This is a genomic window from Micromonospora sp. CPCC 205561, from assembly GCF_036906775.1.
In the GTDB taxonomy this organism is placed as follows: Bacteria; Actinomycetota; Actinomycetes; order Mycobacteriales; family Micromonosporaceae; genus Micromonospora.
The window spans coordinates 53,759-72,552 of record NZ_JBAKHV010000003.1; the positions used below are offsets into that span (position 1 = coordinate 53,759).

At 73.2% G+C, this 18,794-nt stretch carries 13 protein-coding genes; 3 read left to right on the top strand and 10 right to left on the bottom strand.

The window, feature by feature from the left end; all coding sequences use genetic code 11:
• Window positions 1–31: 31 nt before the first annotated feature.
• The 9 genes from V6V16_RS03790 to V6V16_RS03830 all read right to left on the bottom strand — a co-directional run bounded on the left by V6V16_RS03790 (window position 32) and on the right by V6V16_RS03830 (window position 12,519).
• The gene (locus V6V16_RS03790; RefSeq protein ID WP_334559486.1) at window positions 32–1,447 is read right to left on the bottom strand and encodes an FAD-binding oxidoreductase; all 1,416 of its coding nucleotides are present in this window, start codon (window positions 1,445–1,447) and stop codon (window positions 32–34) included.
• Window positions 1,444–2,235: an alpha/beta fold hydrolase gene (locus tag V6V16_RS03795; RefSeq protein ID WP_334559488.1), complete on the bottom strand. Its 792-nt coding sequence runs from the start codon at window positions 2,233–2,235 to the stop codon at window positions 1,444–1,446. Before V6V16_RS03795 ends, V6V16_RS03790 begins: the two co-directional genes overlap by 4 nt.
• Window positions 2,232–5,585 carry an amino acid adenylation domain-containing protein gene (locus V6V16_RS03800; RefSeq protein WP_334559489.1) on the bottom strand — a complete coding sequence of 1,118 codons (3,354 nt, stop codon included), beginning with the start codon at window positions 5,583–5,585 and terminating at the stop codon, window positions 2,232–2,234. The genes V6V16_RS03795 and V6V16_RS03800 overlap by 4 nt, the downstream gene beginning before the upstream one ends.
• Window positions 5,582–6,631, bottom strand: coding sequence for a methyltransferase (locus V6V16_RS03805; RefSeq protein ID WP_334559491.1), 1,050 nt, complete (start codon window positions 6,629–6,631; stop codon window positions 5,582–5,584). The genes V6V16_RS03800 and V6V16_RS03805 overlap by 4 nt, the downstream gene beginning before the upstream one ends.
• Window positions 6,628–7,977, bottom strand: coding sequence for an ATP-grasp domain-containing protein (locus V6V16_RS03810; RefSeq protein ID WP_334559492.1), 1,350 nt, complete (start codon window positions 7,975–7,977; stop codon window positions 6,628–6,630). Before V6V16_RS03810 ends, V6V16_RS03805 begins: the two co-directional genes overlap by 4 nt.
• Before the next feature lie 92 nt (window positions 7,978–8,069).
• Window positions 8,070–9,236: an FAD-dependent oxidoreductase gene (locus tag V6V16_RS03815; protein WP_334559493.1), complete on the bottom strand. Its 1,167-nt coding sequence runs from the start codon at window positions 9,234–9,236 to the stop codon at window positions 8,070–8,072.
• 1 nt (window position 9,237) lies between these two features.
• Window positions 9,238–10,866, bottom strand: a complete 1,629-nt coding sequence (locus V6V16_RS03820; RefSeq protein WP_334559494.1) for a class I tRNA ligase family protein — start codon at window positions 10,864–10,866, stop codon at window positions 9,238–9,240.
• 1 nt (window position 10,867) lies between these two features.
• Entirely contained in the window at window positions 10,868–11,233 is a 366-nt protein-coding gene (locus V6V16_RS03825; protein ID WP_334559495.1) for a cupin domain-containing protein, read from the bottom strand.
• Window positions 11,233–12,519, bottom strand: coding sequence for a SidA/IucD/PvdA family monooxygenase (locus V6V16_RS03830; protein ID WP_334559496.1), 1,287 nt, complete (start codon window positions 12,517–12,519; stop codon window positions 11,233–11,235). The genes V6V16_RS03825 and V6V16_RS03830 overlap by 1 nt, the downstream gene beginning before the upstream one ends.
• Window positions 12,520–12,940: 421 nt before the next feature.
• Between V6V16_RS03830 and V6V16_RS03835 the strand changes: the two genes are divergently transcribed.
• A complete protein-coding gene (locus tag V6V16_RS03835) occupies window positions 12,941–14,170 on the top strand; it encodes a GNAT family N-acetyltransferase (RefSeq protein ID WP_334559498.1) in 1,230 nt (409 codons plus the stop codon).
• Window positions 14,171–14,228: 58 nt separating this feature from the next.
• Here the strand turns inward: V6V16_RS03835 and V6V16_RS03840 are convergent, their stop codons facing one another.
• Complete coding sequence (locus tag V6V16_RS03840) at window positions 14,229–15,194, bottom strand: LuxR C-terminal-related transcriptional regulator (RefSeq protein ID WP_334559500.1); 966 nt, start codon at window positions 15,192–15,194, stop codon at window positions 14,229–14,231.
• Between the two features lie 207 nt (window positions 15,195–15,401).
• Here V6V16_RS03840 and V6V16_RS03845 point away from each other — a divergent pair, with 207 nt between their 5' ends.
• Window positions 15,402–18,245, top strand: a complete 2,844-nt coding sequence (locus V6V16_RS03845) for an AfsR/SARP family transcriptional regulator (protein WP_334559502.1) — start codon at window positions 15,402–15,404, stop codon at window positions 18,243–18,245.
• A 290-nt stretch (window positions 18,246–18,535) separates the two neighbouring features.
• On the top strand, window positions 18,536–18,793 hold the full coding sequence (locus V6V16_RS03850) for a hypothetical protein (RefSeq protein WP_334559504.1): 258 nt from the start codon (window positions 18,536–18,538) through the stop codon (window positions 18,791–18,793).
• The last annotated feature ends 1 nt before the right edge of the window (window position 18,794 follow it).

Consider the following 18,794-nt stretch of genomic DNA (forward strand, 5'->3'; position numbering starts at 1 on the left):
CGCCGGGCCGGTGTCGGTGTCGGTGTCGGTGTCAGGAACCGATGCCCTGGTCGAACCGGAACAGGCTGTCCGGGTCGTAGCGGCGCTTCACGTCGAGCAGCCGGGCATAGTTGCCGCCGTAGTAGGCCGTACGCCAGTCGTGCAGGTCGGGGTCGGTGAAGTTCTGGTACGCGGCGTGCGGCAGGTGCGCGCCGGTCGCCGAGTACAGCTCCGCCAGCCACTGGTGGTGGGCGGCGACCAGTTCCCGCGGATCCCGCGCGGTCCACGAGGTGTCCATGCAGACGAGGAAGAGCGCGTCCCGGTGGACGAACGCCGTCCCGGTGGCCGGCACGTGGTTGATCGCGCCGCCCCACGAGAAGAGCCCCACCCCGGCGCCGTCCGGGTTGCGGCTGCCGGGCCAGTCGCGCAGCCGGGACAGCAGGATCCCCAGCACCTCCGGCGACAGGGGCTCGGTCGACACCCGGGTGCGTGCGGCGAACCGGTCGGCCGAGGTGTCGTGCCGCAGGTACTCGTTCCCCTCCCAGTAGTCCAGCTCGGCGATGTGGCGTCGTACGGGTGTCGCCACGGCCAGGGCCGGCTCCAGGATCTGCCGCAGCTGGTCGGCCGGTCCCAGGAACAGGCCCACGGCGGAGACCCGGAGGTTGTCCCGGACCTGGCCCCGGTCCAGCCCACCCGTGTCCAGCCCGAGCCGGGCGGAGAAGCCGTCCGGGGCCCGCTGCACGATCTGCTGAAGAACGGTGAGCAACTCGACCGGGTCGGTCGACGACCAGACCAGGCCGAACACCGAGACGTCCGGGACCTCCCGCGCCTGGAAGGTGAAGGAGGTGTTGATCCCGAAGTTGCCGCCGCCGCCGCCCCGGCATGCCCAGAACAGATCGGCGTTCTCCGTCGCGTTACAGGTCAGCACCGCGCCCTCGGCGGTGACGACGGTGGTCTCGACGAGGGCGTCGCAGGTCAGCCCGAAGGCCCGGGAGACCGCGGCCACCCCGCCGCCCAGGGTGAGCCCGCCGATGCCGACCGTCGGGCTGTTGCCGGCCGGGAAGGCCACCTGGTGGCGCCGCAGCGCCGGGTACAGCTCCGCCATGGTCGTGCCGCCACCGACCGTCACCAGGCCGGTGGACTCGTCGACGCGCACCCCGTTCAGCGCGGCCAGGTCGATCACGAGGCCCTCGTTGACCGAGTAGCCCGCGTAGCTGTGGCCGGTGGAGCGCGCGACGACGGGCAGGTCCGTGTCCGCCGCCCAGCGGAGGCAGCGTTGGACGTCCCGCACCGTCCGCACCGACGCCACGCCGGCCGGGCGGACGTCCGGGTAGCGCTTGTTGAACAGTTTTCGCTTGGCGTCGTACGGGGCCTGGTCCGGCAGCCAGAGCCGGCCGGTCAGCTCGTCGGCCAGGCCACGCCAGCTGCTGTCGGCGATCGGGGCGGTCCGGGCGCGAGCGGCCGTCACCGGTCCCGCTCCTCTGCGCCGGCCAGCGCGGCGGCCCGCTCGACCAGGCGGGCGAACTCTCGGGCATGGCTGACGTGCGCCGCGTGACCGGCGCCGGCGATGGTGGTGAACTCGCCGTGCGGGACGAGCGCGGCGAGGCGGTGGGCGACCTCGCGGTGGGCGGGCAGGGATCGCGTGCCGGCGGCGATCACCACCGGGACCGACAGTTCCGCGGGGTCGAAGGCCACCTCGTCCTGGCTCGGGTCGCCCATCTCCACCAGGAGCGCCGGCCCTTCCGCCTGGAGCCTGGCCCGCGACTCGCGGCTCAACCGAACCCATCCCGCCTCGCCGAGGATGTGCCGCAGCACCTTCTCCACGGCGCCGGACGCGTCGTCGTCGCCGGTGCTGTCGGGCTCGGTCTCCGGCCGCCACCAGGGCAGCCAGCGGACCGGCGGTTCGAACGCCACGACGGCGGCCGGCAGATCCGGCCGCTGGGCCGCCGCGCAGAGCGCGACGAGCCCGCCGTAGGAATGACCGGCGACGACGGCACCGGGAGCCCGGGTCAGGATCTCGCAGAGATCCTCGACGTGGTGCCGCAGGGTGGTGTGCTCGTCGCCGAGTTCCCGCGAGGTGGCCCAGCCACGCCGGTCCCAGCCGACGACGCGCCAGTCGGGCAGGTGGCGGGCGACGGTGCGGAAGTTCGCGGCCCTGTCGAGGGTCCCGTGCACCAGCACCGCCGTGCCGGTGGTGTCGGCGTGGGCCGGCTCGTGCAGCGTCACCAGGGATGGCCGCACCGCGACAGGGCTCATGTCAGTGCTCCGTTCTCGTGCCGACTGATCAGCTGGGTGGCGATGCCCTCCGGCGTCGGTTTGATCAAAAGGTCCTCCACGTCGAGCAGCAGTCCCGCCTCGGCCTCCAGCGCCGCCAGCAGTTCGGCGCTGGCCAGCGAGTCGCCGCCGAGGGAGTAGAAGTCCGAGTCGGCCCTGACCCGGTGTTGCGGAACCTGCAGGCTGGTCGCGAAGATCCGGGCGATCCGCCAGGTGAGCAGGGTGACGCGGACGAAGGTGTGACGGTCCGTCGGCGGCGCGCCGGTGGTCGAGGGCGCCAGCGGCGGGACCGCGCCGGTGGTCGAGGGCGCCACCGGCGGGACCGCTGGCGGCACCGGCACGGCCGGCGCGGGCGACGACGTCGGGAGCGCCGACGGGGGCGGTCCGGGCGTAGCGGCCGTGGCGCCCCGGGCACCGGTCGGTTCGCGGCTCGTCTTGCCGGTCAGCGCTCGGGGCAGCTCGTCGACGAACTCGAGTCTCGACGGGACCATCGCGCTGTGCAGTCGGCTGGCGAGGTGGGCGGTGATCTGTTCCTGCCGGCCGTGCGCGGTGTCCGGCCCACCGGCCGGGGCGTCCGGCACGACCAGCGCGTGGAGCTGCCCGTCGCGCTCCACGACGCTGCAATGCAGGACGCCGGGAGCGTCCTGCAGCACCCGCTCGACCTCGTCCAGCTCGACCCGCTGACCCCTGATCTTCGCCTGCCGGTCACGCCGGCCGAGGTACTCCAGCAGCCCGTCGGGACGCCACCGGCAGACGTCACCGGTGTGGTAGACCAGCCGCCCCGGGCGGGTGTCGAAGGGATCCGGACGGAAGCGCTGCTCCATCAGCTCCGGCTGGCCGAGATAGCGGCCCACACCGGTCCCGCCGATGCACAGCTCACCGGGGTGCCCGACCGGCACCGGCCGGGACTGCTCGTCGAGGACGTACACCCGCTTGTTCGGCACCGGCCGGCCGATCGGCGGCTCCTCCTCGGCCGGGTCGCACTCGTGCCAGGTCGCCCACACCGCCGTCTCCGCCGGGCCGTAGAGGTTGAGGAACCGCCGACCCGGCGCGGCCCAGCGGCGCGGGACCGCGGCCGGCAGCCGTTCCCCGGCCGCGGCCGCGATCCGCAGGTCCGGTAGGGAATCCGGGGCCAGCGCCGCCCAGACCGACGGGGTGAGGGTCGCCACGGTCACCCGGTACGTGCGCATCGTGCGCAGCAGTGGCGGCCCGACGGTCAGTTCCGTCAGCGGCACGGTCACCAGGACCGCCCCGCAGAGCGCGGCCAGGGTCAGGTCGAAGACGCAGCCGTCGAAGTTGGGTGACAGGAACTGCAGGACCCGGTCCGACGGGCGGATGCCGAACACCCGCCGCTGAGCCAGGTGCAGGTTGACCACGGCCTCGTGGGAGATCGCGATGGCCTTGGGCTTTCCGGTCGTTCCGCTGGTGAAGACGACGTACGCGGTGTTGCCGGGGGCGACGCCGGTCACCGGGGCGGTCGGGGCCCGCCCGGTGCCCGGCACGACGAGCGGGTCGGCCGGCAGCCGCAACGCCGCCAGCCGGTCCACGGTCGCGGCATCGGTGAGCACGATCCCGACGGCCGCCTCCCGGAGCATGACCCGCAGCCGCTCCGGCGGGCAGGTGCGTTCGGCGAGCAGGAAGGCACCGCCCGCCTTGGCGATCGCCACCGTCGCGATCAGCAGTTCGACCGACCGGTCCAGGACCACGCCCACGACGGTCTCCGGCTGCACCCCGCGCGTGCGCAGGTCCCGGGCGAGGGCGTTGGCCCGCTCGTCCACGTCCCGGTAGGTGTGCGGCACCCCCCGGTCCAGCACCGCCACGGCGTCGGGATCGAGGGTCGCCCGGTACGCGAACACCTCGTGCCAGTGCCGCAGGGGCCCCAGGGGGGCGGCGGTGTCGTTCCAGGCGACGACCTGCTCGTGCCACGGGTCGGCGGCCCCGGGCCCGACCGCGGCTCCGGTGAAGGGGCACCCCGGCGGTGGGGCCGGCTCCGGGTCCGCGGCGACGCGGGCCGGTTCCGGCACCGGATCGGCGCCGCGGCCCGCGGCTGCGACCCCGCCCGCCTCGCCGGTGTGCTCCAGTACCGTCCACGCGTGCGCCGGGCAGCGCGTGTTCACGTGTGGACCCCAGCGCAGCGCGTCCGGCCGGTCGGCCAGCCGGTAGTCGGGGAACCGGTCCAGGAAGGCGAGGATCGCCCAGCCGGCCATCCGCTGGGCGTAGGGCGCGCCGATGCAGTGGTGCCGGCCCATCCCGAACCCGAGGTGCCGGCCCTGCTGCCGGGTGATGTCGAGCCGCCGCGGTTCGGTGAACCTGCGGGCGTCGAGGTTCGCGGCACCGGGCAGCACGACGACGGACTGCCCGGCCCGCAGCGACACCCCGTGGAAGTCGGTGTCCTCGGCGATCTGGCGGGCCAGGTACTGGCTGGAGCCGTCGAGCCGCATGAACTCGTCGACGGCCGAGTCGATCAACTCCGGCCGCTCGCGCAGCAGGGCCTTCTGGTCCGGGTTCGCGGCCAGCAGCAGCAACCCGGTGCAGACCAGGTGGGTGAGGGTCTGGTAGCCGCCGGCGGTGAAGACGACGCAGTTCGCGGCGACGGTCTCCAGCCCGAACTCGGCGTCGCTGTCCGACGTGCGCGGGCGACCGGCGAGAGCCTGCACCAGGGAGCTGATGAGGTCGTCGCCGGGTTCCGCCAGCCGCCGCCGCGCCTCGGCGCGGAAGTAGGCCATGGCCTCGTCGAGGACCGGCAGCACCGCACGGTCGCGCAGGTTCGGCAGGGTGGAGAGGCTGCCGATGAGCCGGCCGTAGGCGTCAGCCCAGGCGACGAGTCGCTGCGGCTGGCCGGTGGACCCGAGAAGGGTCTCCGCCAGCGCGACGTGCAGCCGCTCGGCGAAGTCCCCGACGAGGTCCACCTCACCGCGCTCGGGCAGCGAGCGGACCGTCGCGGTCGCCAGGTCGCGCAGTCGCGGGTCGCGCCGCCGCACCCTCGCGGGGGCGAACTGGTCGCGCACCGCCATTCTGATCTCGACCTGGTCGGGTGGATCCATGAAGATCATCTGTTCGAGCAGCATCGCGCCGACGCCGGCGAACTCGGCCAGCCCGCGCGAGGCCAGGGTCTCGGCGGAGTGGATCCGGGCGGAACGGAAGCGCCGGTGGTCGGAGAGGATCTCGGCGGTCTCGGCGTACCCGGAGCACACCCAGACCCGCGCGACCGTGTCGAAGAAGAGTGGTCCGAGCTCGCCGACGGCGTCGAAGTAGCCGGTGGGATCCGCGATCACCTCGGGCCGGCCCAGCAGGTGGATGCCGTGTCGCCGCGGGTCGAAGGTGGGTGTCATGCCCGCTCGTTCCCCGGTGCCGAGGCCGACGGCTCACGGTCGTCGACGGGCTTGTGCCCGATGATCAGGTGCTTGTCGCCACCGGACCGGCGTACCGTGCAGTCGTCGAAGCCGGCCGCCCTCAGCAGCGCCACGTACTCGGCCACCGTCCGATGCCGTCCCCGCGTCTCCAGTTGCATGAGCAGGTTCATCACCGAGGTCGCCAACGGACCGTTCCGGTCGTCGTCGAACAGTCGCTCCATCACCAGGACCCGGCCGCCCACGGCGCACGCGCGGTACGCGTTGCGCAGGATGTGCAGGCACTGCTCGTCCGGCCAGTTCGACATCACGTAGCCGAGCGCGATGAGATCGCCGGGCGGCAGGTTCTCGGTGAAGAAGTCGCCGGCCACGAAGTCCACCCGGTCGGCCACCCCGGCGGCGAGCGCCGCGCGGGTCAGGTGGGGACGCACCGGCGGCAGGTCGAACACGACGGCCCGCAGCCCGGGAGAGTGCTGCAACGCGGCGGCCGCGAAGGGCCCGTTGGCTCCCCCCGCGTCCACCAGCAGGCCGGCGGCCGGCAGGTCGGCGAGGACAGCCAGTTCCCGCGACACGCCGTGGCTCAGGTGCCACATGGCGTCCATGAACTCCCGGGTGGACTCCTCGTCGCGGTAGAAGATGTCGTACGGGGTCTCGCGGCTGGCGTCCACCGCCTCCTTGCCCCGGCGCAGGTACTCGCCCAGCCGCTCCATCCGCTCGGCCGCCCCGGTGGCGAGGTGCTCGACGAAGCCGCCGATGTACCGGGCGTCGCGGCGGTCGAAGAGGGGAAGGGCCTGCTCGACCAGGCAGTACGCACCGGCGGCGTCGCGCCGGAGGATCCCGAACGCCACGCAGACCAGCAGCAGCCGGTCGACGGTGTCGGCGTCGAGACCGAGCTGGTCGGCGACCGCGCGGGCGGGCAGCGGTCCGTTCCTGATCAGACAGGTGAGCATGTCGTGACGGTCGACGAGGTGCAGCACGGGGGTGGAGACCAGGCCGTAGATCGCCTGCTCGATGCTGTGCGGTGTCAACGTTCCTCCCTAACGGTGTCCGTCGAGGGTTCCGGCGATGCGTCGTCCTCGACGTCGAGCAGTCCGGCCGGCATCTGGAAGGGGGCGCCCACGGGCGGTGGGGCCAGCGGTTCGGCCTCCAGCCGCACCCGGTCGGTCGCCTCCCGCAGCCGGGTCGCGAGGCTGTCCGGATCGGCCGCCGCGCAGACCACGAAGGAGTGGCGGGCGATGTAGCCGCCGGGTGGCAGCCGGAGTTCGGTGCCGGGTCCGACCATGGCGGCGGAGGCGACGATCCCGGCCGAGGGATCGGGCCGGGGCACCGACACCGCGGCCACCCGGCAGTCGTACGGGGGGTAGCCGAACCTGATCCCCGCCACGCTCCGGTGTCCCGCGGCGATCCGGGGCCGGACGCCGAGCGCCACCTCCACCATCACCTCGCCGGGGTCGATCCCCGTCGCGAGCTTGCCGAGGTACGGGATGAGGTCTCCCCCGAGTCGCCCGTTCACCTCGACGATCACCGGGCCGCGGGCGGTGAGCTTCACCTCCGTGTGGGTCATGCCGAAGCCGATGCCGAGCACCCGGTGGCTGACCGCGAGCAGCTCCCGCAGTGCGGGGTCGGCGAGCAGCGGGTCGGCGGCGTCGACGACGTGGCCGACCTCCTCGAAGTACGGCTCCAGCCCGATCTGCTTGCGGGCCAGGTACATCGGCAGGTGGTCGCCGTCCACGACGGCTCCGTCGACACTGATCTCGGGACCGTCCAGGTACTCCTCGATCAGGGCGCCCCCCTGGTAGGGCTGGTCGCCGGCGAGACTGGCGTCCGCCGCGACCCGGTACGCGGCGTCGAGCTGGGCCTGGTCCGTGGCCAGGACGACGCCGATGCTCGCGCCCAGCGCCCGGGGCTTCACCACCACCGGGTAGCCGATCGAGGCGGCCAGCGTGCGGGCCTGCTCCACGCTGGTGGCGTAGCCGTGGGCGGGCTGCGCCAGGCCGGCGGCGCGCAGCAGCCGGCGGGTGCGGTCCTTGTCCCGGCAGCCCAGCACCCCGTCGGTGCCCAGTCCCGGCACCTCCAGCTCGGCGGCGATCATGGCGCTGGGAAGCACCAGGGGCTCGTCCCAGCAGAGCACGCCGACGACCGGGCGGGTGCCGGCCAGCTTCCGGGCCGTGGCGGCCAGGTTGTCATGGTCGTGGACGTTCGTGACCGTCCATCCGGCCAGGTAGGGCCGTTGCCAGGTCGGGGTGGTGCCGTTGATCAGCCAGAGGTCGTGGCCGGCCGCGCGCGCCCGGCGGGCCGCCGAGGACATCAGATACTCCCTGTAGGCGCTCAGGCCGCTGCCGACCACGAGCAATATCCCGTCGTGGTGGTCCATGCCGCTCCCTTCCGGTGGTGTCCGTGCCCCGTTCGGGGAAGATGTCCGTGCCGGACGGCGGGTGGCGTCCGGGTCGTGCCCGTCGGGATCGCTCATGTGGTGCGCCGCCCGGGCGTAGCTGCCGCTCGGCCGGGGGGACGCGCCCGGACCGGGGGGCGGGGTGGGGGCGCCCGCAGCCCGGCCACCTCGCGGGCGATCAGGGGCGCGGTCTTGAACCCGCCGCCGCCGCAGGCCGCGTACGCCCAGGTCGGCGACGAGGAGGAGCCCAGACGGGTGAGGACCGCGCCGCCGGTGGCCCGGTCCGCGAGGTAGTAGCAGTCGTGGGTCTCGGTGGGCGCGGGTGCCGCCGCACCGGGCACGATCGACCGGAGCAGGTGGTCCAGCGCCCGGCGCCGCGACGGCGGGGTCCGGCGGGAGCCGAGCCGCTCGACCGGCCGGCACACCGCGTGGGTGCTCACCTTCAGGTCGGTGCCGGCGCCGGGCGGCAACAGCCAGCCCCCGGCGTGCGGACCGGTTCGCAGCACCACCACCGGGGTCGCGCCCCAGGCGGTCGACTCCGCCGGGTCGGGGCGCCGGTAGAGCACGCTCTGCCGGTACAGCGTCACCGGCGCCGGCAGCAGTCCGGCGAGCAGCGATCGGGACCACGCCCCGGCCGCCACGAAGAGCAGGTCACCGGCGAGGGTCGAACCGCCGGCCAGGGTGACGGCGGCGGCGGCCGGGTCCACCTCGACCACGGCGCGGTACGGCAGCAGCCGTACCGAGCCGTGCTGTCGCAGCCAGCGGGTCGTCGCCGTCAGCACGCGGCGGGCCAGCAGCACTCCGGCCTCGGGCTCCAGGAGGCCGGCGGCCCTCGCCGGCAGGCGCAGGTGCGCCAGACGCTGGCGCAGTTGCTTCGGCCCCAGCATCTCCCCGTCCACCCCGGCGGCGCGCATCAGACGCAGGTCGCCCAGGGCCTCGGCGGCCGGTTGGACGAGCAGGACGCCGAGCCGGCGGAAGAGCGGGGTGGCGAGGTGACGCTCCAGCTCCAGCCAGCGCCCGTGCAGGTCGGCCGCCGCCCGGGTGGCCGTCGGATCCCCGGGGTGCAGCGCGCGGACCACCCGGTTCTGGTCGAAGGAGGCCGCCGCCGGGTTGGGGATCGGCCCCTGGTCCAGCACGGTGACGTCGTCGCCACGACGGACACACTCCATGGCGGTGAGGAGACCGACCACCCCGGCGCCCACGATCAGCACCCGCCGCCCGGTCGGCGTGCCGGCGGGCACGTCACGCCACCAGCCGGGCGGACCGGTGCGTGGCGGCCCCGTCGAGCTCGGCCAGCCGGGGCAGCCGCCGGGGCCGCACCTGCCGGGCCTCGGCGGCCCCGTCGAGCAGGTGGGGCGCCGCCGCGCCCAGCGCCTCGTCCGCGAGGTCGATCAGGACCGGCGCCGCGCCGCGCAGGAAGGTCTCCACCTCGTGGTAGAGGTCGCCGGCGCGAATCCGCCCGGCGTCCCGGTGGTCGCCGGACTCGAACCGCTCCGTCAGCTCGGCCAGGCGGGCCAGCTGGGAGGTGATGGTCTCGGCGACCCGGTTGAGGCTGAAGTGGGACAGTTCGGCGTGTCCGGCGAAGCGGCCGATCATCGTTGCGGCGGCGGTCCGACCCGCCGCGGTGACCGGCAGCGTCCAGTCGGCCGGCGGGCGCTGCGCCTCGTACCACCGGTTCATGGCGTCGGCCACCCGGTTCCAGGGCCCTACCAGTCGGGTTCGGACCAGGGTGGTCAGGGCCGACCGGCTGAAGTTGGTCCGTTGGTGTTCCGGGCTGGTGCTGGCGAGGTAGAAGCGGCCCGCGTCGCGCGGTGTCTCGGCGGCGAGTTCCCGGCCCCAGACCACGTGGCCCCGGCTGGTGGAGAACTTCTCGTGCTCCAACTCGTAGAACTCGTTGGTCAGCATCGTGGGGCGCAGGTAGCGGTCGCCGTACGCCATCAGCAGCGCGACGCCGACCAGGGCGAACGGGTGGGTGTTGTCGAAGCCCATGAAGTAGACGACGTCGGTGTCGGGGTCGGCGAGCCAGAGGTCGTCGACCGCGGCCGGCGGGTGGCCGGTCGCGGCGGCGGCGACCGCGGCGGTGTACATGCCGGCCGGGATCGCCTCGACGGCGGGGTTGATCACCTGATCCGGCACCTCCGGGAACGGCGCGGGGACGCCCCAGCCGGTCGGGAAGGTGACGGGGAAGTCGGGCAGCGGCCGGCTGAGCATCTCCTCGAGCGCCTGCCGCATGTGCGGCCGCATCGTCGCGTCCGGCCCGAGGTGCTGGGCGCGTAACCGGTCCCGGTAGCGCTCCAGCGGCAGCACGAGGATCTCGGCCGACCGGGTGGTCAGCTCCTCGCCGGGGTGTTCGGTGGAGCGCGGCGCGCGCAGCTCGCCGGGATTGCTGTGGTGCCCGCAGCTCTCGCAGACCCCGCCGCAGCTGTCCGCCAGACAGGTCGGACAGGTCCCCTGCACGTACGCCTCCATGAGGTACTCGCCGGTGCGGGGCAGGTAGGGAAACGACACGGTACGCAGCTCGAACACGCCCTCGGCGTGCAGCCGACCCAGGAAGTCGCACAGGAAGTCGCGGAACCCCTCGTCCCCCGGCGCGAACCCGTCGACGGAGATGCCCAGCGCGGCCAGTGAGTCCCGTACCTGCTCCTGGGCACGTCGGGCCAGCAGTTCCGGGTCGATCCCGAGCCGGCGGGCGGTGGAGAGCACGAACGTCTGCGTCTCCTGCACACCGCTGCCGAACAGGGTCCGGTCGCCGGCCGCCCGCCGGTACCGGGCGTAGACGTCGCCGGCCAGGAACGGTCCGCAGAGGTGGCCCACGTGCAGGTCGCCGTTGGCGGTCGGGGCGGGGACGATGACGATGCTCCGCCGTGCCATCTCAGCCCTCCGCCCGGTGTCGGTCGACGAAGCGGGCGGACATCTCGGTGTCCCACCAGATCGCGTAGTAGCTGAACTCCCGATCACCCGGATTGACCACCTGGTGATGCGAACCCGGGGTCAACCGGGCGATGTCACCAGCCGCGAAGTCACGGCGCCGGCCGTCGACGACGAGTTCGCCGCGGCCCACCATCCCGATGAAGATCTCGTACTCGTGGTGTGCGTGCGCGGCAGCGGCGCCGCCCGGGGGCACCACGCACCAGGCGCCCTCGAACGGCGCGTTCAGCGCGGGCCACGGGAGGAGGAGTTCGTAGTCGATCCCGTACCCGTTGGCGAGTCTCTCCTGGTCGAACCTGCGGATCTCCATCAAGCGCTCCGATCGGCCGTCACCGAGGCGGTGACCCGTTTCCCGGACGCGGTACGCCGGGCCAGCATGTCGTCGACGATCTCCGCCGACCGGTGCGCCAGGACACTGATCAGGGAGTCGGCGATGCCGTGTGTCTCCTCGTTCGTCCCCTGCAGGTAGATGGCGCCCCAGGGTGCGTCGTCGATCTCCGCCCGGTAGTGCCTCGACACCCCGATGCGGTCGGTGCCGAGCTGCGGTTCGAGCTGCCGGAACAGCCTGGACGGCTCGTTGCGGTAGCCGGTGCCGAGCAGCACCAGGTCGCAGCGCATCTCGGTGATCTTCTTGGTCCGCCGGTCGCTCAGTTCGAGCACGATCTGGTCGCCGTCCTGCCGGGCGGTCACGATCTCGGTCAGCGCCATCACCTGCGACCGGTCGCCGCCGTTGAGGCGCTGCCGGTACAGCAGCGCGTAGAGCTCGTCGAGGAAGGGCGGGGCCAGGCCGGCGTAGTTGGTGATCCGCATCTCGTCGAGGATCTGCCGCCGCGACTCCTGGTCGCACCCGTAGAACTCGTCGATGAAGGACGGGAAGAACAACTCGTTGACGAACTTGCTGGTCTGGTAGTTCTGGAAGCCCACCGACCTGAGCAGGATGGTCGGCCGGCAGGCGGGCAGGTCCTCGTGCACGGCGTAGAACATCTCGGCGGCGCTCTGCGCGCCGCCGACCACCGCGACCCGGTACGGCCGGTCGCGGGCGAGTCCGGCGACGCCGGCGCGGTAGCGGCTGCTGTGGATGACCCTGTCGGCGGGCAGCTGCCGGAACGCCTCCGGCACGTTCGGCTCCCGGCCCACACCGATGACGAGGTCGCGGCAGGTGATGGTGTCTCCGCCGCTCAGGGTCACCGTCCAGTCGTGCGGTGAACCGTTGGCGTCCCGGTTGACGGCGATGCTCGCGCACCGCGCGTCGTACCGCACCCGGACGTGGCGCAGGGAGTCGGCGACCCAGGCCAGGTAGTCGGAGATCTCACTGCGGTACGGGTAGAACGTGGCGAGGTTGACGAATTCGTCGAGCCGGCGCTGACTGTGCATGAAGTTCAGGAACGAGAAATCACTGCGCGGGTTCCGGAGGGTCACCAGGTCCTTGATGAAGGAAACCTGACTCCGGACGGCGGGCAACAGCAGGCCTCGCTGCCACTTGATGTCCGGGTGCTGCTCGATCAGGAGCGTGTTGGCGGCCAGTTCGGGATGCCCGGATTCCTCGATCGCCACTGCCAGGGCCAGGTTGGCCGGACCAGCACCAACTGCCAGCACATCAACGTCATGGTGCGCCACATCTGCTCCCTCCGGTTGCGGGTTGCCGACGGCTGACTCCCCTGCCCGGGTGTCGACGCCAACAGCGAAGCACATTGGAAGACACCTTTGTTATGTAGAAAGCGGTCAATGGCCTAACCAGGACACCGGCCCTGCGGCAAGGGGGCGGTGCGACACTTCGGATCGCATTTTCGGTGGCCGGAGCCGGTCGATTGCCGCAACCGGCCGGACGGGGGGTACGACTCTGCCCGCAATTTTCCGTACCGTTTCCGGGTGGACGGGGAAAACCACCCGACGCGACAGGACGAGGAGGCGGCATGCCCGCAGGAATCGTAGGGACGACCTGCTGGGAGGCCGATGCGGTCCCGGCCGCGGCGGGCGGCGTGGCGGTCACCGCCGCGGACGCGTCACGACCGTACGAGTGGCAGCGGACGGACCCGCGCCGCCGGCCGGGACCGGGCCGACGCCGGTGAAGATCCGTGAGGTGACCGGCGACGAGCGGCTGACGACCTCGTTCCCGCTGCAGTCGTACGCCTTCGGCCCGTCGTCGGCGCCCCCCACGGACGAGGAGCTGCGCCCGGCACTGCCATACCACGAGGGCAACCGCACCATGGTCGTGCAGGACGCCGGCGTCACGGTGGCCGCGGCCTCGGCCATCCCGATGTGGCAGAACCTGCGCGGACGCGTGCTGGACGTGGCCGGTGTCGCCTGGGTCGTCACCCACCCGTTGGCCCGGCGTCGGGGTCACAGCCGCGACCTGCTGCACCACCTGCTCGGCGAGATGCGCCAGCAGGGCCACGTGGCCAGCGCCCTCTACCCGTTCCGGTCCTCGTTCTACGCCCGGTTCGGCTACCTGAACCTGCCGAAGCCCCGCACCGTCACCTTCCGCCCGGAGGACTGCGCGCCGCTGTTGAAGGCGGACCTGCCCGGCGACATCACGTGGCGGCCGTTCGCCGACGGCTACGACGACTACCGCCTCTTCCAGCGCCGGCTGCTCGACCGGCGGCACGGCTTCGCCATGCCGCCGGAGCACCAGAGCGCGGCCGCCCGTGACGCCGGCGACCGCTGGCTGGCGACCGCCCGGATCGACGGTGAGGTCGTCGGCATGGTGACCTACCGGATCGACGGGCAGGGTGGGCGGTTGCGCGCGGACGACCTGCTGACCGTCGACGCCTTCGGGCGGGCCCTGCTGTTGAGGTTCTTCGCCCTGCACGTCGACCAGGTCTCCGAGGTGGTGCTTACCGTCGCCGCCGACGAGGCGCCCGAGCTGTGGCTGAGCGACCTCACCGCCCGGGTCGAGACGGTGATCTCCTTCCCGTCGGCACCGCCGCCGATGGCCCGGCTGCTCAGCGTCGAGGGCCTGCGGGGCGTGGAGGCCGGGCCGGGCCGGGTGGGTGTCGAGGTGGTCGACGATCCGTTCATGGCCGGCCGGTACCGGCTCGACGGTGCCGGTGGGCGGCTGGTGGTCGAGCCCGGCGCGAAGCGGGTGTCGGCGGTCCTCACCGCGGCCGGCCTCTCCGGGCTCGTCTACGGTGTGCTCGATCCGGTCGACGTGCTCGCGCGAGGGCTCGGCACGTTCGCCGATGACGCGGTGGCTCAGCTGCGGTCCCTCTTCCCCCGCGCGGTGCCCTGCGTGTTCCCGCCCCGGTAGCCGGTCGCCCGGCCGGCCATGTCCACGACGACCGCGGCGGGCGGCGCGGGTGGCGGGCTCAGTCCGCCCACCCCTCACGGACGGCGGCGGCGGCGAGGGTCACCCGGTTGTTCGCGCCGAGGCGCTGCATGAGCGCGCCGACGTGGCGGCGCACGGTCCGCTCGCTGATGCCGAGGTGGCGTGCGATCGCCTTGTCGATCATGCCGGTGAGCAGCAGCCGCAGCACCTGGCCCTGCTCGGTGCTGAGTCGCTCACCGGTGCCGTTGACGGGCACCGCACGGTGCCACAGCAGGTCGAAGAAGGTCCGCAGGGCCGCCGCGACGACCGGGATACGCACCAGCACCGCGCCCTCCATTCCGGTCGGACCCAGCGGAAGCAGCGCCGACTCGCTGTCGACCAGCACCATCTTCATCGGCAGTTCGGGATAGATCCGGCACTGCCAACCGGCCTCGACCGACGCGTGCAGCATCTGCGACGAGCCGGGCAGATCAAGGACGGCTCTCGTGTAGATGTTGCGGAACGTCACGCCACGGGCGACGGCGGCCGCCGGCGGTCTGCGGACCGACCGCGGGTCGGGGGGCCGGGTGAAGTGCTCGGTCTCGATGCTCATGACGTCTCGGCGGGCGGAGAGGCACAACTCGACCGAGAGCGCGCCGATCTCCGCTCCGTCCGTCAACACCCGGATCCCGTCCTCGGGCTGCCGGCGCCAGTCCTTGCCGCCGAGATACCGCTGTTGCAGGGCCTCCACGTCATCGCGCAGGCGCAGCAGGCTCTCGTACCGGTCGGTGATCTGCCGCTGGATGAGGAGGATCGCGTTGTCCAGGGCCCGCACCGGTTCGACGGGCACCAACTCGGCCGTCCCCACGTGCCGCTCGCGGGCGAAGCCCCGCTCGATCAGTTCCCGGGTGGACCGCGCGTCGCACAGCACGGGATCCTCGTGCAGGTACAACCCCCCGGCGGCGAGCAGCCGCTCGTACAGGGCGGCCGCCTCCTCGGAGAGGATCCCCGCGAGACCTGTCTTCATCCGTACTCCTTCCCGCACCTGCGCCCGCCGGCAGGTTGCCGACGCGGACGCGACCGGCGTCGCGGTCCCGGTGGTGGCCCCTGGACGCTCCGTCTGCCGGTAGGGTAAAAGTGGCCACTGGAGTGACCTCTGGAGTCCGTCGGGGCGGACGAGGGTCACGGAGCGGGATGCTCACGGAGGCGGTGACGGGCGATCGCGGATCAGGGCGTGCGCTTCGAGGTGCTGGGGCCGTTGCGCGCCTGGTGCGGCACGCGGAGCGTCGAGCTGGGGCCGCTGCAACGGCAGGTGGTGCTGGCGGTCCTGCTGCTGCACGCCAACCGGGTGGTCGAGCGGGACCGGATCATCACCGGAATCTGGGGTTCGGCGGCGCCGACGTACGCGGTGAACCTGCTGCAGAAGCACGTCTCCGCGCTGCGGCGGGCGCTCGACCCCACCCGCCCGGAGCGCGGCCCGTCCGGGGTCCTGGCCTGGACCGGTGGCGGATACCGACTCACCGTCCTGACCGGCGGTCTGGACCTGCTGGACTTCGAGCGTGAGCTGGCCGCGGCGCGGGCCGCCCGCGCCGTCGGCGACACCCCGGCCGTGGCCGCCGCCCTGCACGCGGCCCTACGCCACTGGCAGGGTCCGTACTGCGCCGGGCTGACCAGCCCGGCGCTCGACGCCGAACGGGAGGCGCTGCACGAACGCAGGTTGGCGGCGTTGGAGGAGCGCGTCGAGGTCGACCTGGGCCTCGGGCGGCACCTGGCCGTGGTCGGCGAGCTCCGGCAGCTCGTCGCCGACCACCCGTTCCGGGAGCGGCTCTGGGGCATGTTGATGCTCGCGCTGTACCGTTCCGGCCGCCAGGCCGAGGCGATCCTCGCCTTTCACGACGCCCGGCGACACACGCTGGACGGTCTCGACGTGGAACCCGGCGCCGACCTGCAACGACTGCACCGACAGATCCTGGCCGCCGACCCGGAACTGCTACGCGGCGTGTGCGAGCCGTCCAGGGCGGCCACGACCGTGGCGCCGGCGGTCGGCCTCCGCCTGCCCGTACCGGCGCAGCTTCCGCATCCCGTGCCGGGATTCGTCGGCCGGCAGGCGGAGCTGGGCCGACTCGACGCGCTGCTCGCCGAGGTCTCCGGCGCCACCACCGGCGCCAGCCCCGTCGCGGTGATCGCCGGGATGGCGGGCGTCGGCAAGACGGCGCTGGCGGTGCACTGGGCGCACCGCGTGCGCGGCCGGTTCCCCGACGGCCAGCTCTACGCCAACCTGCGGGGCTACGACCAGTTCGGGGCGGTGAAGGATCCCGCCGCGGTCCTGCAGACACTGCTGCACGGGCTGGCGGTTCCGCCGGAGCTGGTGCCGGCCGGCCTCGACGCCCGCTCCGCGATGTTCCGCACCCTGCTGTCCACCCGACGTCTGCTGATCCTGCTGGACAACGCCCGCGACGCCGAGCAGGTCCGGCCGTTGCTGCCCGGCCCCTCCGGTTGCCTGGTGCTGGTGACCAGCCGGAACCGGTTGACCGGGCTGGTGGCGACCGACGCCGTCACGCCGGTCAACCTGGACCTGATGACCGCTGTCGAGTCCCGGCAGCTACTCGTCCGGCGGCTGGGCGCCGGCCGTCTGGACACCGAGCCCTCGGCGACCGACGAGCTGATCCGGCAGTGCGCCGGCCTGCCGCTGGCGTTGTCGATCGTCGCCGCCCGAGCCGCGAACCAGACCCGGTTCCCGCTGTCCGCCCTGGTGGACCGGTTGGGAACCGTCCGCGACGGCCTGGACGCCTTCCACGTCCAGGAGCGGGAGGTCGACGTGCGGGCGGTCTTCTCCCACTCCTACCAGGTGCTGGATCCGGCCACGGCCGGGATGTTCCGGCTCGTCGGACTGCACCCCGGGCCGGAGCTGACGGTCCCCGTGGCGGCCAGCATGGTGGGCGTCCCCCAGGCCCACGCCGACCGGCTCGTCTCGGCACTTGCCAACAGCAGCCTGATCAGCGAGCAGGCACCCGGTCGGTACGTGTTGCACGACCTGCTCCGGGCCTACGCCGTGGAGTTGGCCGGGATCGAGGAGAGCGGATCGACCCGCCGGGCCGCGGTGCGCCGCCTGCTCGATCACCTGGTGCTCAGCGCGTACGGCGCCGACCGGCTGCTCAGCCCGTCCCGGGAGCCGATCTCACCCGTACCGGCCGCGGCCGGGGTCCGGCCGGAGCGGATGGCCGACCGGCAGGCGGCCCTGACCTGGTTCGCCGAGGAGCAGGCGGTGCTGTTCGCGAGCGTGGAACTCGCGGCCAACCACAGGTTCGACACCCACGTCTGGCAGCTCGCGTGGTCGATGACCACCTATCTCGATCGCCGCGGGCGCTGGCACGACTCGGCGGCGGTCCAGACCCTGGCACTGGCGGCGGCCCACCGGCTGGGCGACGAGCGGACGCTGGCGCTCGCCTACCGGGGACTCGGCCGGGCCGACATCCGGCTGCAACGGCCGGACGCGCAGGAGCACCTGGCAGCGGCGCTGGGCCTGTTCACCAGCATCGGGGACCGGCGCGGCCAGGCGCGCACCCAGCTCAACTTCGCGTGGCTGTGCGAGCGGCAGGGGCGGCACCAGGACGCGCTGCCCCACGTACTGCAGGCCGTGGACCTGTTCTGGCGGTGCGACGACCGGATCGGCGTGGCGGACGCCCTGAACGCGCTCGGCTGGTTCCACGCCAAGCTCGGCGGGGACCGGGCGGCCCTGGCCTGCTGCGCCGAGGCACTGGCGCTGGCGCAGGGTACGGGCGACGAGGACGGCGAAGCACACGTCTGGGACAGCCTCGGCTACATCCGCGACCTCTGCGGGCAGCCGCGCGAAGCCATCGACTGCTACCAGAACGCTGTCCGGCTGTGGCGCGAACTCGGAGACCGACACTTCGAGGCCGATGCCCTGCACCGGCTCGGGGACGTCCATCATGCCGTCGCCGAGCCCGGGGCAGCCCGCTCCGCCTGGACGCGGGCGTTGGCGATCCTCGACGATTTCCGCCATCCGGACGCCGGGCAGGTGAGAAGGAAGTTGGGCGAGATCCGCGAGGCGGCCTGACCACTCACGGGTCAAGGGCGCGGTCCTCGACGGCGCTGGACCCGCGGCGACGCCGTGCGGACCGGCACCGCGGAGGCCGGCCGGGCCGGGTTGACGTGACCTGACCGCGCCGGCATGCTGGCTCGCGATCGGTGCCGGAAGGCGGCCGGGCGTCGACGACGCCCCCGCCACGACGGGTTGTGAGAGGTTCCATGTCTGGTCCGGACGGTTCGACGGGCGTCCCTGCTCCGCACGGCCACCCCGAGGATGTCCGCTGCGCTCGGCGGGATCGGACGCTGTCAGCGGGCCTGGTGGCCGCCGCCGCGGTCTCCGGCGTCGTCCTGGTCGCCGGCGCCGCCGCGAACGCCGGTGCGGGTGAGCCGTCGGCGGCCTTACACCCTCCCTCGGCGGGAGCAGGCGTCGACACCTCCGCCGTCGGCTCGGCGGCGGTGGATCCGGCCGGAACCGGGCCCGCCGGATCCGTTGAGGAGCAGTTCTCCCGGGCCTTCACCGAGGGCGCGGCGTGGGACCCTCCGGTCGTGATGAGCATCAAGCCCCCGTCCGCCTGAC

What these genes read in the sequence shown, in the direction of transcription:
- V6V16_RS03800 (WP_334559489.1), bottom strand. Translation starts at nt 5,585, where the DNA reads ATGACACCCACCTTCGACCCGCGGCGACACGGCATCCACCTGCTGGGC.
- V6V16_RS03795 (WP_334559488.1), bottom strand. Translation starts at nt 2,235, where the DNA reads ATGAGCCCTGTCGCGGTGCGGCCATCCCTGGTGACGCTGCACGAGCCG.
- V6V16_RS03840 (WP_334559500.1), bottom strand. Translation starts at nt 15,194, where the DNA reads ATGAAGACAGGTCTCGCGGGGATCCTCTCCGAGGAGGCGGCCGCCCTG.
- V6V16_RS03820 (WP_334559494.1), bottom strand. Translation starts at nt 10,866, where the DNA reads ATGGCACGGCGGAGCATCGTCATCGTCCCCGCCCCGACCGCCAACGGC.
- V6V16_RS03825 (WP_334559495.1), bottom strand. Translation starts at nt 11,233, where the DNA reads ATGGAGATCCGCAGGTTCGACCAGGAGAGACTCGCCAACGGGTACGGG.
- V6V16_RS03810 (WP_334559492.1), bottom strand. Translation starts at nt 7,977, where the DNA reads ATGGACCACCACGACGGGATATTGCTCGTGGTCGGCAGCGGCCTGAGC.